Annotated in this window: 13 protein-coding genes and 1 pseudogene; 13 read left to right on the top strand and 1 reads right to left on the bottom strand. The window is 51.0% G+C overall.

Features of this window, described 5'->3' with window-relative positions; genetic code table 11:
* The first annotated feature begins 118 nt into the window (after positions 1-118).
* The 3 genes from lysA to ACSBQN_RS13785 all read left to right on the top strand — a co-directional run bounded on the left by lysA (position 119) and on the right by ACSBQN_RS13785 (position 3,778).
* A complete protein-coding gene (gene lysA, locus ACSBQN_RS13795; protein ID WP_036409720.1) occupies positions 119-1,369 on the top strand; it encodes a diaminopimelate decarboxylase in 1,251 nt (416 codons plus the stop codon).
* Between the two features lie 321 nt (positions 1,370-1,690).
* Entirely contained in the window at positions 1,691-2,650 is a 960-nt protein-coding gene (locus ACSBQN_RS13790) for an NADH:flavin oxidoreductase (RefSeq protein WP_354632905.1), read from the top strand.
* Between the two features lie 30 nt (positions 2,651-2,680).
* Positions 2,681-3,778, top strand: coding sequence for an ABC transporter substrate-binding protein (locus ACSBQN_RS13785; RefSeq protein ID WP_024472652.1), 1,098 nt, complete (start codon positions 2,681-2,683; stop codon positions 3,776-3,778).
* A gap of 47 nt (positions 3,779-3,825) precedes the next feature.
* Here ACSBQN_RS13785 and fadE read toward each other — a convergent pair whose 3' ends face one another.
* On the bottom strand, positions 3,826-6,276 hold the full coding sequence (gene fadE / locus ACSBQN_RS13780; protein ID WP_289647831.1) for an acyl-CoA dehydrogenase FadE: 2,451 nt from the start codon (positions 6,274-6,276) through the stop codon (positions 3,826-3,828).
* Between the two features lie 356 nt (positions 6,277-6,632).
* Between fadE and lpcA the strand changes: the two genes are divergently transcribed.
* The 10 genes and pseudogenes from lpcA to nqrM all read left to right on the top strand — a co-directional run bounded on the left by lpcA (position 6,633) and on the right by nqrM (position 15,303).
* Complete coding sequence (gene lpcA / locus ACSBQN_RS13775; RefSeq protein WP_024472650.1) at positions 6,633-7,211, top strand: D-sedoheptulose 7-phosphate isomerase; 579 nt, start codon at positions 6,633-6,635, stop codon at positions 7,209-7,211.
* A gap of 210 nt (positions 7,212-7,421) precedes the next feature.
* A pseudogene (locus ACSBQN_RS13770) lies at positions 7,422-7,925 on the top strand (class II glutamine amidotransferase); the annotation flags it as partial.
* A gap of 184 nt (positions 7,926-8,109) precedes the next feature.
* Positions 8,110-9,453, top strand: coding sequence for a Na(+)-translocating NADH-quinone reductase subunit A (locus ACSBQN_RS13765; RefSeq protein WP_024472648.1), 1,344 nt, complete (start codon positions 8,110-8,112; stop codon positions 9,451-9,453).
* Positions 9,454-9,455: 2 nt separating this feature from the next.
* Positions 9,456-10,694 carry an NADH:ubiquinone reductase (Na(+)-transporting) subunit B gene (locus tag ACSBQN_RS13760; protein ID WP_004237848.1) on the top strand — a complete coding sequence of 413 codons (1,239 nt, stop codon included), beginning with the start codon at positions 9,456-9,458 and terminating at the stop codon, positions 10,692-10,694.
* A complete protein-coding gene (locus ACSBQN_RS13755) occupies positions 10,687-11,481 on the top strand; it encodes a Na(+)-translocating NADH-quinone reductase subunit C (protein WP_024472646.1) in 795 nt (264 codons plus the stop codon). Before ACSBQN_RS13760 ends, ACSBQN_RS13755 begins: the two co-directional genes overlap by 8 nt.
* Complete coding sequence (locus ACSBQN_RS13750) at positions 11,474-12,103, top strand: NADH:ubiquinone reductase (Na(+)-transporting) subunit D (protein ID WP_024472645.1); 630 nt, start codon at positions 11,474-11,476, stop codon at positions 12,101-12,103. The genes ACSBQN_RS13755 and ACSBQN_RS13750 overlap by 8 nt, the downstream gene beginning before the upstream one ends.
* 3 nt (positions 12,104-12,106) lie before the next feature.
* Positions 12,107-12,703, top strand: a complete 597-nt coding sequence (gene nqrE, locus ACSBQN_RS13745; protein ID WP_004237852.1) for an NADH:ubiquinone reductase (Na(+)-transporting) subunit E — start codon at positions 12,107-12,109, stop codon at positions 12,701-12,703.
* Between the two features lie 15 nt (positions 12,704-12,718).
* Positions 12,719-13,945 carry an NADH:ubiquinone reductase (Na(+)-transporting) subunit F gene (gene nqrF, locus ACSBQN_RS13740; protein WP_220730778.1) on the top strand — a complete coding sequence of 409 codons (1,227 nt, stop codon included), beginning with the start codon at positions 12,719-12,721 and terminating at the stop codon, positions 13,943-13,945.
* Between the two features lie 74 nt (positions 13,946-14,019).
* A complete protein-coding gene (locus ACSBQN_RS13735) occupies positions 14,020-15,057 on the top strand; it encodes an FAD:protein FMN transferase (RefSeq protein WP_354632903.1) in 1,038 nt (345 codons plus the stop codon).
* A gap of 18 nt (positions 15,058-15,075) precedes the next feature.
* Positions 15,076-15,303 (top strand): (Na+)-NQR maturation NqrM, encoded by a 228-nt coding sequence (gene nqrM / locus ACSBQN_RS13730; protein ID WP_024472643.1) that lies wholly within the window; start codon positions 15,076-15,078, stop codon positions 15,301-15,303.
* Positions 15,304-15,342: the final 39 nt, after the last annotated feature.

The raw sequence follows: 15,342 nt of genomic DNA, 5'->3' as shown, positions 1-15,342 counted from the left end.
TATTCATCAAGTCCATATCAATAATGAATAGACCTTAGCAAATCAGATATTTTAAATCGCGCAGAATTTTTGTCACGATGGAAAAAAATGAGATCACGATCAAAAAGAGCACAACATCATGACCATCGCAACCAAAACACTCCGCGCCCCGTTTACCCCGGATGCCCTGCGCAGCCTGGCTCAGCAATATGGTACCCCGCTGTGGCTGTATGACAGTGAGGTGATTGTCAGCCGCATTGCCCGGCTGAACCGCTTTGATGTGATCCGTTTTGCGCAGAAAGCCAATTCCAATATTCATATTCTGCGCCTGATGCATGAGCATGGTGTAAAAGTGGATTCAGTATCTGCAGGGGAAATCGAACGGGCACTGAAAGCCGGTTACCGTCCGGATGAGATTGTTTTCACCGCCGATATGATCACAGAAGAAACGCTGGATCGCGTGCTGGAACTCGGCATTGCGGTGAATACCGGCTCGGTGGATATGCTGCGCCAGATTGGTACCCGCCGTCCGGGACATCCGGTGTGGCTGCGCATTAATCCGGGTTTTGGTCACGGTCACAGCCAGAAAACCAATACCGGCGGCGAGAACAGCAAACACGGGATCTGGTTTGCGGATCTCGGTGAAGCACTGGCGGAGATCCGCTATTATCAGCTGACATTAACCGGCATTCATATGCATATCGGTTCCGGTGTGGATTATGAGCACCTGGCAACGGTCTGTGATGCTATGGCTGAACTGGTGATCACCAATAATCTGGATATCCGCGCGATTTCTGCCGGCGGCGGATTATCGACCCCTTACCGCGAAGGGGATGAAATTATTGATATAGATAATTATTTTTCACTCTGGGATGCCGCCCGGGCACGCATTGCCCGCCATCTCGGCCGTGAGATCACCCTGGAAATTGAACCGGGTCGTTATCTGGTGGCGGAATCCGGTATTCTGCTGGCACAGGTACGGGCGGTCAAAGGTATGGGGAGCCGTCACTATGTGCTGGTGGACAGTGGTTTTAATGATCTGATGCGTCCGGCCATGTATGGCAGTTATCATCATATTTCGGTGTTACCGGCAGCGGGAGAGCTGCAAAACAGTACGGTGCGGGAAACAATTGTCGCCGGGCCGTTATGTGAATCCGGGGATGTGTTTACCCAGTTGGAAGGCGGAATGGTGGTGCCGCGTGCATTACCGGAAGCCGCTGTGAATGATTTTCTGGTCTTTCACGATACCGGGGCATACGGTGCATCGATGTCATCGAATTACAACAGCCGTCCGTTATTACCGGAAATCTTATTTACTGACGGAAAGGCAAAATTGATCCGCCGCCGTCAGACCATTGATGAACTGATGGCGCTGGAAATTACGGAATAATATATTATCCGTTATCGTTTTTATCTGATATTTAAAATCCCCGGAAATAACATCCCGGGGATTTTATTTTTATACTCCCCAGGAGTATATTATTGTTATTTTTTATCACATAAAGATAACAATATAATGATGATTATTAACGCAATAACTGCATCCGGAGGCGGTATCCCGGCAGAGTGTGACAGACGTTATAAAACAGATGGCCTGTCATAGAGTCCCCGCACTGTTACCTCTATTATCTCTTCAGTTACTTTATTATTTATCACCGGTACAGTTTTTATATAACAGTGCCGGTCAGCTTTTTCCGGGGACGTGTGTATTATGAATTTAATGCAGCCATTTGTATCAGAGAAATTAACACTTAAAAATAAATTAGTTTATCCGCCGGTCAGAATAAAACGTGCCACTGACGGCTACGCGGATTACTTTCATCTGGCGCATTATATGTCTTTTGCTGTCGGCCAGGTCGGGCTGATTATTATGGAAGAGTGCGCGGTTACCGCTGACGGCCGCCTGGGCAGTGGTGCCCTGGGTTTATATGAGGACGGGCATGTTGCGATGCTGGCGCAGATTGTGGCAATGCTGCAAAATGAAGGCAGTAAAGTGGCAATTCAGCTTAATCATGCAGGCAGCAAGTCACGGCTGGAATCCGGCAATATTATTCAGGATATTAATGCATTAACAACAGAAGATATTACGGCATTGTTTGACTGTTATACGCGCGCGGCGGCACGGGCAGATAAAGCTGGTTTTGATGCCCTGGAAATTATGGCATCCCATGAGTTTTTAATTTCTCAGTTTATTGACCGGCGGACAAATCAGCGCAGCGATAAATATGCCGATCCGGTTATTTTCCTGACTGAATTACTGACCGCAATCCGAAAACCCTGGCCGGAAGATAAAGCGATTATTTTACGTATCGGCACCCGTTACTGCGAAGAAGACAGTATTTCATTTACACAAAAAATTCTGCGTAATATTAATCCGCTTATCGATATTGTACATATATCTAATGGCGGCAGTCAGATGCACGGAACAAACAAAGGTGTTGCTTATCAGCTGGAAGATACCAAAGGGGTAAAAAAAGGCTGTGAAAAACCGGTTATTGTTGTCGGGGGTATTCGTGATCACCAACTGGCCGATGATATATTAGAACATCAGTATGCGGATTTAATTGCTGTCGGCCGCGGGTTATTACGCAATCCTAACTGGTATCTGGAATATTTACTGAAATATGATCGTAAATTAATTCCCCGTCCGTATATCCGGGCATTTCGCTGATAACAGTAAATACAATGACAGGAAGATAACATGGCAATATCAGCCTTAAAACGTATTTTCAGTGCCGGTGTATTACTGCTGTTTTTCAATTGTGCCGGGGCAAAAGAAATCACCGATCTCGCCGGGAACCGGGTCACTATTCCGGATAAGGTACAGCGGATTGCGGTTGTGCCTATTCCGTGGATGTCGATGATTTATGTGGTGGATGGTTCAGATGCAAAAATTGCGGGGATGCATCCGTCAGCAAAAGAGGCTTACCGCAACAGTATTTTAAAAACACTGGCTCCCGGTATTGAGAAGGTAAACAGCACCTTTGTGAATAAAGATTTCACGATTAACGGCGAAGAGCTGGTCAGGTTAAATCCGGATCTGGTGATTATCTGGGATTACCAGAAAGAAGAAAAAGAGAAACTGGATAAACTCGGCATCCCGGCAGTGGCAATCAGATACGGTGATTTGGATGATGTGAAAAACGGGATCAGGCTGCTGGGCGATATTCTGGGCAAAGAAAAGCGGGCCGCAGATTTACTGGCTTTTTTTGATCATCAGATTGAGTCAGTGAACACGGTGACAAGAGACTCAACCCCGGTGACCATTCGCGAGATGCCGTACGGAAAGCCGGGCATTTTGTATGTCAGAGATAAAAACCTGACGGTGGCCGGAAAGACCTCGGTAAACAGCCTGATGATCAACCGGGCCGGGGGTATTAACCTGACAGATGATATGCCGGTTAAACCAAACTGGATCACGGTGTCGGCAGAGCAGGTGATTAACCTGGATCCGGAAATTATTATTCTGAGCCAGTTTGATTCATTCGTGCCGGAAGATGTGTACCGGAATACGGTCGGCTGGCAGGGGACAGAAACGATTTCAGCCGTGAAGAACAAACGTGTCTATAAAGCGCCTATCGGTATTTACCGCTGGGATGCACCGGGGATAGAAACGCCGCTGATGATGAAATGGATTGAAGCGCGGGTTAAGCGTAAACCGGCAGATGATGCGGCAATACAGCAGGATATCCGTCAGTTCTTTAAGCAGTTCTTTGATACCGATCTGACAGACGCACAAATGCGGGAGATCCTCAGCCTGGATGCCAATATGACCGGCAACAGCAGCACAGGACGGTAATACAGAGCACAGTAATGGCGGAGCAGAGAACTGCTCCGCCGTGTTATTTATGCGCCGGGATTTTCACCTTTGCGGTAACGGTGAGAATTAGCGTGTGATTTTAAGCCGATAATCTCCGGTGCAAACTCATCCACATTAATCGAGCGCAGACGGCTGGCTTCCGCTTTACGCAGAATATCAGCCTCTTCCGGTGTGACTTTTCCGTCTTCCAGGGCAATATCTGCCAGTTTATCCAGCCGGGTGAAATCAATGTGTTTTTCAGCCATGCGGCTCAGGCGATCCACCAGCGGCTCAGCGGCGAGAATATCACTGAGGGCGGCATTGAGCAGCCCGTGCGGGTTGTTGGGCTCAGGTGTCAGATATTGCCCGCGTCCGATTCTGTCGCGGGTCTCTGACGGTTCCTGCAGCAGACGGGCGAGTTTGCTGTCCAGTTTGTCTGACGGCGGACGGTGATGGCGGCCCGTCGGGAAGACAGTCAGGCGCAGCAGGGCGGCGACTCTGCGGTCAGGGAAGTTGGTCAGCAGTTCATCCATGGCTTTTTCGGCTTCATACAGGCAATCCTGTACTGCCCAGTGCACCAGCGGTAAATCTGCCTGCGGACGGCCATCTTCATCAAAGCGTTTTAAGGTGGCGGATGCCAGGTAAAGCTGGCTGAGTATATCGCCGAGTCTGGCGGAAATCCGCTCACGGCGTTTTAAACTGCCGCCGAGTGTCGCCATGGCGATATCAGATAACAGTGCCAGGTTGGCGCTCAGCCGGTTGAGATGCTGATAATAGCGGCGGGTGGCATCCCGGAACGGTGACGGGCTGAAATGCCCGCGAGATAATCCGAGCCAGAAACTGCGGGTGGCGGCGGTTAACACATGGCCGACATGAGAAAACAGTGCGTTATCGAAGTCATTCAGCTGATTATCCGCCGCTGCGGCCATTTCAGTCAGTACATACGGGTGACAGCGGATAGCGCCCTGACCGAAGATAATCATACTGCGGGTCAGAATATTGGCACCTTCGACAGTAATCGCGATAGGCGCCCCCTGATAGTTGCGGGCCAGGAAGTTGGACGGCCCGAGGCAGATACCTTTACCCCCCGCAATATCCATGGCATCAATAATGGCGCGCTGTCCCCGGTGGGTACAGTGGTATTTCACAATCGCGGACAGAACCGCCGGTTTTTCTCCCAGCATAATACCGGTGGTGATCAGCGTGGCGGCGGCATCCATCAGATAGGCATTTCCGGCAATCCGCGCCAGCGGCTCCTCAATCCCTTCCATTTTGCCGATCGGCATCCGGAACTGACGACGGATGTAGGAATAAGCGCCAATTGCCATGGCCGCACTTTTCAGCCCGCCGGTGGCATTGGACGGCAGAGTGATACCACGCCCGACCGACAGACACTCCACCAGCATGCGCCAGCCCTGTCCGGCCATTGCCGGGCCGCCGATAATATAATCCAGCGGCACAAAGACATCTTTACCGCGTGTCGGGCCGTTCTGGAACGGGACGTTGAGCGGGAAATGACGGGGGCCGGTTTCAACCCCCGGGGTATTTACCGGGATGAGTGCGCAGGTGATCCCGAGCGAGGTTTTTTCACCGAGCAGTTTATCCGGATCATACAGTTTAAAGGCGAGACCCAGCACGGTGGCGACCGGTGCCAGGGTGATATAGCGTTTATTCCAGTTCAGGCGCATGCCGAGAACCTGTTCACCCTGCCATTCGCCGGTGCAGATAATCCCGGTATCCGGAATGGCACCGGCATCTGAACCGGCTTCCGGGCTGGTCAGGGCAAAGCAGGGGATCTCTTCCCCGGAGGCCAGTCCCGGCAGCCAGCGCTTTTTCTGTTCATCAGTACCATAGTGCTGTAACAGCTCTCCCGGCCCCAGAGAGTTGGGAACGCCGACGGTAATCGCCAGAATACCGGAAACCCCGGCGAGTTTTTGCAGGACCCGCGCCTGGGCATAGGCGGAGAACGCCAGGCCGCCGTATTCTTTGCGGATGATCATGGCGAAGAATTTATGCTCGCGCAGGAACTGCCACAGCTCCGGCGGCAGATCCGCCAGTTCGTGGGTAATTTCAAAATCATTGGCCATCCGGCAGGCTTCTTCTGCCGGGCCGTCGAGGAAAGCCTGTTCTTCTGCTGTCAGTTGCGGGGCAGGATAGCTGTGCAGTTTCTGCCAGTCCGGCTGCCCGCGGAATAAATCACCTTCCCACCAGGTGGTACCCGCATCGATTGCTTCTTTTTCTGTCTGTGACATCGGCGGCATTACTTTGCGGAACAGCTGCATCAGACGGCTGCTGAACAATGCCTGACGGACGGGGGTGATAACAAACGGCAGGGTAACCAGCACCAGTAAAACGGTGACAGTAAACGGCCATAAACGGAAGATATTCATGACGATACTGAACAGTACCAGTGTCATTACACTGTACTTCAGGCTGACCCGGTGAAATGAGAGCAACCCGGTGACGGCGATAAACAGAATAATGCTGATTAGTAACATGATGAACCTCCGTAGGCGGATATTCGTGTCAGCACAATATGATGTCATCAGAGGTCTGACCTGTTGTGTTCAGATTTAGCGCAACGGCGGAATAACTTCAATGATTTCACATTTTATTTACAACTCAGCTCACAAAATTAGCAAAATAAAATCCGGCCGTTGACAAACCCGCAGTGGTTGGCGACGACCGACAGAGGTTGTAAAAATAAACCAGGAAAAACCACGTTTTATCCTGCTTTGTCAGCAATCTCAATGTGTCTTATTTGCAGATACCACGGATTGTGACTTCTTTCACCCCGGCAGATCCGTTACACTCAGGACAGACAAATCCGATTCATTTTCAGGAGCCTATCTCTATGTACCAGGAACTTATCCGCGGTGAACTGACCGAAGCAGCGGCAACCCTCGATAACTTTTTGAAAGATGAGAATAATATCGATGCTATCCGCCGGGCTGCTGTCATGCTGGCTGATTCTTTTAAAGCGGGCGGCAAAGTGATGTCATGCGGCAACGGCGGTTCACACTGTGATGCGATGCATTTTGCGGAAGAACTGACCGGGCGCTACCGTGAAAACCGTCCGGGCTATCCGGCGATTGCCATTTCAGATGTCAGCCACTTATCCTGCGTCAGCAATGATTTTGGCTATGAATATGTTTTCTCCCGTTTTGTGGAATCTGTCGGCCGTGAAGGGGATGTGTTACTCGGTATCTCCACATCCGGTAATTCAGGCAACATTATTAAAGCCATTGAAGCAGCCCGCGCCAAAGGCATGAAAGTGATCACGCTGACCGGCAAAGACGGCGGTAAGATGGCAGGCAGCGCGGATATTGAAATCCGTGTTCCGCACTTTGGTTATGCGGATCGCATTCAGGAAATCCATATTAAGGTTATTCATATTCTGATCATGCTGATCGAAAAAGAGATGGTCAAATAACCGGATATAAGCCGGAGCCTGAAAAAGCACTCTGCCGCCGGTTGAGTGCTTTTTTTATGGTTCAGCGCCTGTCTTATTCATCATAAGCATAAATCACCTTACATATAACCAAATCATCTAAAAGAATGATATTTTCGCGATTGTGAAACTATCAGATTGCGGGTAACAATAGTCCTCAGTCATCACAAAAACGGGTAAGGGAGAAAGGCGATGTGTGAATTGCTGGGGATGAGTGCGAATGTCCCGACTGATATTCATTTCAGTCTCAGTGGCCTGATCCCGCGTGGCGGCGAAACTGGGCCGCATAAAGACGGGTGGGGAATTACGTTTTATGAAGGAATGGGCTGCCGGACATTCAAAGACGCCCGTGCCTGCTGCAACTCCCCCGTTGCCCGTTTTGTCCGTGACTATCCTGTCAAATCCGAAGCGGTGATCGCCCATATCCGCCAGGCAAACAGAGGGGTGGTATCACTGGAAAATACCCACCCTTTTACCCGCGAACTGTGGGGGCGGAACTGGACATATGCCCATAACGGGCAGCTCAGCGGCTATGAGCATCTGCCGACCGGTTTTTTTACCCCGGTCGGCCAGACTGACAGCGAGCATGCATTCTGCTGGCTGCTGAATCAGCTGAAAGAAAAATACCCGCAGCCGCCGCAGGATCTGCAGACAGTATTCCGTGAAATTAAACGGCTGGCGGATGTGCTGCGGCAGTTTCGCCGGACAGAATTGTTGTGAAGTGGTAAAATAATGCGGATCTGATTTACGCAAAATCGTGACATACATCAGAGAAAACAGCCCGGGGCGACAATAACGGCCCGGAGTGTTTTTATTGTTGAGTTGTCATACGCTGCTGCGGCAGTAATGACGTGGGTTTAACAAAACTTGTGCAAATTTTATGATTAAAATTAAAAAAGGACTCGACCTGCCGATCGCAGGAGCACCTGCTCAAGTCACAGAAGATGGCCCTTCAGTCCGCCACGCAGCGCTGCTGGGTGAGGAATACATCGGGATGCGTCCGTCGATGCTGGTTCAGGAAGGTGAATCAGTGAAAAAAGGACAGGCTCTTTTTGAAGACAAAAAGAACCCCGGTGTGATTTTTACCAGCCCCGCCTGCGGAGTGGTAAAAGCCATCAATCGTGGTGAGCGTCGTGTATTACAATCTGTGGTGATTGAGATACAGGGAGACGAGCAATTAACATTTGACAGTTATGACCGCCGGGATCTGCCGTCACTGACCCGTGAACAGGCAGAGAAAAACCTGGTGGCCTCCGGGTTATGGACTGCGCTGCGGACACGTCCGTTCAGTCATACCCCAAAATTAGGTTCCGTGCCTGCCGCTATTTTTGTCACTGCCATGGACACCAATCCGTTGTCAGCTGATCCGCTGGTAATTATCCGTCAGGAACAGGTGTCGTTTGATGACGGCTTACAGGTACTGAGCTGCCTGACGGAAGGGAAGGTACATGTCTGCCACGGTACAGCTGATTTCGCAAAAGTTACCGATAACAATCGTGTCAGTTATACGCAGTTTACCGGGCCGCATCCGGCAGGCCTTGCCGGTACGCACATACACTTCCTGGAACCGGTCAGCGCAACGAAAACCGTCTGGTCTCTGAATTACCAGGATGTCATCGCCATCGGTAAACTGTTCACGACCGGCTTTTTATATACCGACCGTATTGTGGCGCTCGGTGGTCCGCAGGTGAAAAATCCGCGTCTGCTGAAAACCCGCCTCGGCGCAGATCTGTATGAACTGACCGAAGGGCAGCTGAAAGCCGGTGAAAACCGCATTATTTCCGGTTCGGTCCTGTGGGGCGTGGCCAGTGATGATGCTCATCACTATCTGGGCCGTTTTACCAATCAGGTCTCTGTTCTGGAAGAAGGCCGGGAGAAAGAGCTGTTCGGCTGGATTATGCCGGGCACAGACAAATACACGGTTACCCGCACCACACTGGGTCATTTCTTTAAGAAAAAACTGTTCTCATTTACCACATCAATGAATGGTGGCGAACGTTCTATGGTGCCAATCGGCAGTTATGAACGTGTGATGCCGCTCGACATTATGGCGACACATTTTCTGCGCGATCTGCTGGCGGGTGATACTGACAGCGCACAGGCGCTGGGTGCGCTGGAGCTGGATGAGGAAGATCTGGGGCTGTGTACCTATGTCTGTCAGAGTAAATATGAGTACGGCCCGGTGCTGCGTGACGTACTGACCAGGATTGAGCAGGAAGGATAATCATGGGTCTGAAAAAATTTCTCGAAAAAATTGAGCCGCATTTTGAACCGGGCGGCAAATTACAGAGATGGTATGCACTGTACGAAGCAGCCGCCACCATCTTCTATACCCCGGGGACAGTTACCCGCGGGCGTTCACATGTCCGTGACTCCATCGACCTTAAACGTCTGATGATCCTGGTCTGGTTATCCGTTTTCCCTGCGATGTTCTGGGGGATGTATAACGTCGGTAACCAGGCAATGCCGGTACTGCTGGATATGTACAGCGGTGCGGAGCTTCAGCAGGTGATTGCCGGTGACTGGCATTATCGTCTGGCGGAGCTTATCGGGGTGTCCTTCACACAGGATGCGGGCTGGGTCAGCAAAATGCTGTTCGGTGCCGTCTATTTCCTGCCGATCTACGGGGTGATTTTCATCGTCGGCGGCTTCTGGGAAGTCCTGTTTGCGATGATCCGCGGGCATGAAATTAACGAAGGTTTCTTTATCACCTCCATTCTGCTGGCTCTGATTGTACCGCCGACGCTGCCGTTATGGCAGGCCGCACTGGCTGTCACCTTCGGTGTGGTGGTCGCGAAGGAAATTTTCGGCGGTACAGGACGCAACTTCCTGAACCCGGCACTGGCCGGCCGTGCTTTCCTGTTCTTTGCTTATCCGGCTCAGATTTCCGGTGATACCGTCTGGACTGCCGCTGACGGCTTCTCCGGCGCAACCCCGCTGTCACAGTGGGCAGTCGGTGGCGAGCATCAGCTCGTTAATACCATGACCAACCAGCCGATTTCCTGGATGGATGCCTTTATCGGTAACGTACCGGGCTCGATTGGTGAAGTTTCCACGCTGATGATTCTGATCGGTGGTGCAGTCATTCTGTTTGCCCGTATTGCGTCTCTGCGTATTGTGGCCGGTGTGATGGTCGGGATGATCGCAATGTCCGCCGTCTTTAATATGATTGGTTCGGACACCAACCCGCTGTTTGCTATGCCGTGGTACTGGCATCTGGTCCTGGGCGGTTTTGCCTTCGGTATGATTTTCATGGCGACGGACCCGGTTTCAGCCTCATTTACCGACAAAGGTAAATGGGCTTACGGGATCCTGATCGGGGTGATGTGTGTCCTGATCCGTGTGGCAAACCCGGCATATCCGGAAGGGATGATGCTGGCTATCCTGTTCGCTAACTTATTCGCCCCGTTATTTGATTATCTGGTGGTTCAGGCAAACATTAAACGGAGAAAAGCACGTGGCTAATGAAAAAACGAAAAACAAGGACAGTGTCGCAAGAACGTTTATCGTTGTCTTCGTCCTTTGCCTTGTGTGTTCAATAGTCGTGGCCGGTTCTGCTGTGGGGCTGAAGTCCACGCAGCAGACACAGATTATGCTGGATAAGCAGCGTAACATTCTGGATGTGGCCGGGTTACTGACGCCATCCATGCCGGCAGACGAAATCGATGCTGTCTATAAAAAATTCATCAGAGCAAAAATGGTGAATTTAAAAACCGGTCAGATGAGCGACAGCACCGGCAAGTACGATCTCAACGATGAACTGCGCAGTGATGAGAGCAGTATTGCCCTGTCACCGGAAGAAGATCTGGCGAAAATCCGCCGCCGTGCCAACAGCGCGGAAATCTATCTGGTACAGAATGAGCAGGGTGAAACCAGCAAGATTGTTCTGCCGGTTTACGGCTCCGGTCTGTGGTCGGTGATGTATGCCTTTATCGCGATTGATGTCGACGGTATCACCTCCGAGGGGATCACTTACTACCAGCACGGTGAAACGCCGGGGCTGGGCGGTGAGGTGGATAACCCGCAATGGCGTAAACAGTGGATTGGTAAAAAGCTGTTTAATGAAGAAGGTATGCCGGCTATCAAAATAGTCCGCAGCGGCGCCACTGACAGCCCGTACGGCATTGATGGTTTATCCGGTGCGACACTGACCTCAAACGGTATCCAGCATATGTTTGATTTCTGGCTGGGCGACAACGGTTTTGGCCCGTTCCTGAAAACAGTACGCGAAGGAGCGTTGAATCATGGCTGATAGTAAAGAAATTAAACGCGTTCTTCTCGGACCGTTATTAGATAACAACCCGATTGCCCTCCAGGTACTGGGTGTGTGTTCGGCGCTGGCGGTAACCACCAAACTGGAAACCGCACTGGTTATGACCATCGCGGTAACCCTGGTGACAGCATTCTCCAGCATGTTTATCTCGATGATCCGTAACTTTATTCCGGGCAGTGTGCGGATTATCGTTCAGATGGCAATTATCGCCTCACTGGTTATTCTTGTTGACCAGATCCTGCGGGCGTATGCCTATGGTATCTCCAAGCAGCTTTCTGTGTTCGTCGGTCTGATCATTACCAACTGTATTGTGATGGGACGTGCGGAAGCGTATGCCATGAAAGCACCGCCGATTGAGAGTTTTATGGACGGTATCGGTAATGGCTTAGGTTACGGTGTGATCCTGCTGCTGGTGGGCTTCTTCCGAGAACTGATCGGCTCCGGTAAGCTCTTTGGTGTGACGGTGCTGGAAACGGTACAGAACGGTGGCTGGTATCTGCCGAACGGCCTGTTCCTGCTGGCACCAAGTGCATTCTTTATCATCGGGATGCTTATCTGGGGGATCCGTACCCTGAAACCGTCACAAGTCGAGGAGGATTAAGATATGGAACATTATATCAGTCTCTTTGTGCGGGCTGTGTTTATTGAAAACATGGCACTGGCCTTCTTCCTCGGGATGTGTACGTTCCTGGCGGTGTCTAAAAACGTCAAAACGGCGTTTGGTCTCGGCGTGGCGGTTACCGTGGTGCTGGGGATTTCGGTTCCGGCAAACAACCTGGTGTACAACCTGCTGCTGCGCGACGGCGCACTGATGGAAGGTGTGGATTTAAGCTTCCTGAACTTCATTACCTTTATCGGGGTCATTGCGGCGCTGGTACAGATTCTGGAGATGATTCTGGATCGCTACTTCCCGGCACTGTATAACGCGCTGGGGATCTTCCTGCCGTTAATCACCGTAAACTGTGCGATTTTCGGTGGTGTGTCCTTTATGGCGCAGCGAGACTACAACTTTACGGAGTCTGTGGTTTACGGGTTCGCTTCCGGTATCGGCTGGCTGCTGGCGATTGTGCTGATGGCCGCTATCCGCGAGAAGATGAAATACTCTGACGTACCGGCCGGCCTGAAAGGGCTGGGGATCACATTCGTGACCACCGGACTGATGGCTCTGGGCTTTATGTCCTTCTCCGGCGTACAGTTATAAGGGTGAAACGCAATTATGGATATCGTTATTTTAGGCGTGGCAATGTTTACCCTGATTGTTCTGGCGCTGACCGCGTTGATTTTGTTTGCAAAATCAAAACTGGTGAACACAGGGGACGTTAAGATTGAAATCAACGGTGATGCGCAGAAAAGCTTCGACGCACCGGCCGGTGACAAATTACTGAATGTGCTGTCCGGTCAGGGGATTTTTGTCTCCTCGGCCTGCGGCGGCGGCGGCACCTGCGGTCAGTGCCGCGTGAAGATCAAAGAAGGCGGCGGTGATATTCTGCCGACAGAAATGTCTCACATTAATAAACGCGAAGCGCGTGAAGGCTGCCGTCTGGCGTGCCAGGTGAATGTGAAACAGGATCTGAAAATTGAGCTGCCGGAAGAGATCTTCGGGGTGAAAAAGTGGGAGTGCGAAGTTATCTCCAATGATAACAAAGCGACTTTCATTAAAGAGCTGAAACTGAAAATTCCTGATGGCGAAAGTGTGCCGTTCCGTGCCGGTGGTTATATTCAGATTGAATGTCCGCCGCATGTGGTCCGTTATGATGAGTTTGATGTGCCGCAGGAATACCGCGAGGACTGGGACAAGTTCAACCTGTTCCGCTATGTGTCTGATGTGAAAGAGCCGACAGTGCGTGCTTACTCTATGGCGAACTATCCGGAAGAGCACGGCATTATCATGCTGAACGTGCGTATCGCCACACCGCCTCCGCGTGTGCCGGATGCGCCTCCGGGGATTATGTCCTCTTACATCTGGTCACTGAAACCGGGTGATAAAGTGACAATTTCCGGGCCGTTCGGGGAGTTCTTCGCGAAAGATACCGACGCGGAAATGATCTTTATTGGTGGTGGTGCGGGGATGGCGCCGATGCGTTCGCATATCTTCGATCAGCTCAAGCGTCTGCACTCCAAACGCAAGATGTCTTTCTGGTATGGTGCGCGTTCAAAACGTGAAATGTTCTATGAGGAAGATTTTGACCAGCTTCAGGCTGAGAATGAAAACTTCACCTGGAACGTGGCGCTGTCTGATGCCCTGCCGGAAGATAACTGGGACGGATACACCGGGTTTATTCATAATGTTCTCTATGAGCATTACCTGAAAAACCACCCGGCACCGGAAGATTGTGAGTTCTACATGTGCGGGCCGCCGATGATGAACGCCGCCGTGATCAAGATGCTCAAAGATCTGGGTGTGGAAGACGAAAATATTATGCTGGATGACTTCGGCGGCTGATTTCCGCCCCTGTCATAACGAAACTGCGCCCACACCTGTGGGCGCAGATGATCTGAAATCAGACTGGATTGTATATGGTAAAAATAAAACGGGCTTTCCTGCCGCTGGCACTGATGACATTGTTACTGAGCGCGTGCGGTGATAACACACCGGAAACACAGCAGGTAACCCTGAACGGCAAAACGATGGGCACCTATTATGCGATCAAATATATCGCTGACCCGAAAGACCCGTCGGCGGAATCATTGCAGAAAGGCATTGATGTGGTGCTGGAAGAGGTCAATGACCAGATGTCCACCTACCGGCCGGATTCTGAACTCAGCCGTTTTAATCAGAGCCGTGAGGTGAATACGCCGTTTCCGGTCTCTGCCGCGACTGCAAAAGTGGTTCGTGAGGCTATCCGCATTAATCAGCTGACAGACGGCGCACTGGACGTCACCGTCGGTCCGCTGGTCAATTTATGGGGATTTGGTCCGGAAGGACGGGTGACCCATGTGCCGACAGATCAGGATATTGAAACCCGCCGTCAGTGGACCGGGATTGATAAACTGAAGGTTGAAGGCAATAATCTGATTAAGACTGTGCCGGAACTGTATGTGGATCTGTCCTCGATCGCCAAAGGCTACGGAGTGGATGCGGTGGCAGAATACCTGGAATCACAGAATATCCGTAATTATATGGTGGATGTGGGCGGCGAAGTCCGGACACAGGGTATTAACGGCAAAGGCAAACCGTGGCGTATTGCGATTGAAAAACCGTCGTCACAGGGGCTGAGCCAGTCTGCACAGGAAATCATTGAACCGGGGAATGCCTCTGTGGCCACATCCGGGGATTACCGGAATTATTTTGAAGAAAATAATGTCCGTTATTCACATACCATTGATCCGAAAACAGCACGTCCGATTAACCATAATCTGGTATCGATTACGGTGATTGCTGATAATTGCATGAGTGCGGATGGCTTTTCTACCGGACTGAATGTGCTCGGGCCAGAGCGTGGCCTCGAAGTGGCGAATGCGCAAAATATCCCTGTTTTTATGATTGTCAAAACAGGGAAGGGATTTGAAGAACGCTACAGTGAGGCATTTAAGCCCTATTTGCAGCAAAAATAAAAGGAGGTGGCTGATATGATGATAAAAGTATTTATCGCAACCTTTATCCTGTTTCTGGTCGCGTTTCTGGGAATGTCTCTTGGGTATATTATTAAGCGCAAGAGTATTCAGGGAAGCTGCGGCGGGCTGAGCAGCATTGGTGTCGAAAAAGTCTGTGACTGTCCTGAACCGTGTGATGCCCGGAAAAAACGGATGGCACGTGAAGCTGCCCGCGAAGAGAAACTGAATAAAAACCGGATTGTATAGATTCGGAAGATATAACAAAGGCGCCTTAAAGCGCCTTTG

Source organism: Morganella sp. B601, from assembly GCF_051172335.1.
GTDB lineage: Bacteria > Pseudomonadota > Gammaproteobacteria > Enterobacterales > Enterobacteriaceae > Morganella > Morganella morganii.
Note: the sequence above shows the minus strand (reverse complement) of the source record. Positions and strands in the feature narration are given on the sequence as shown.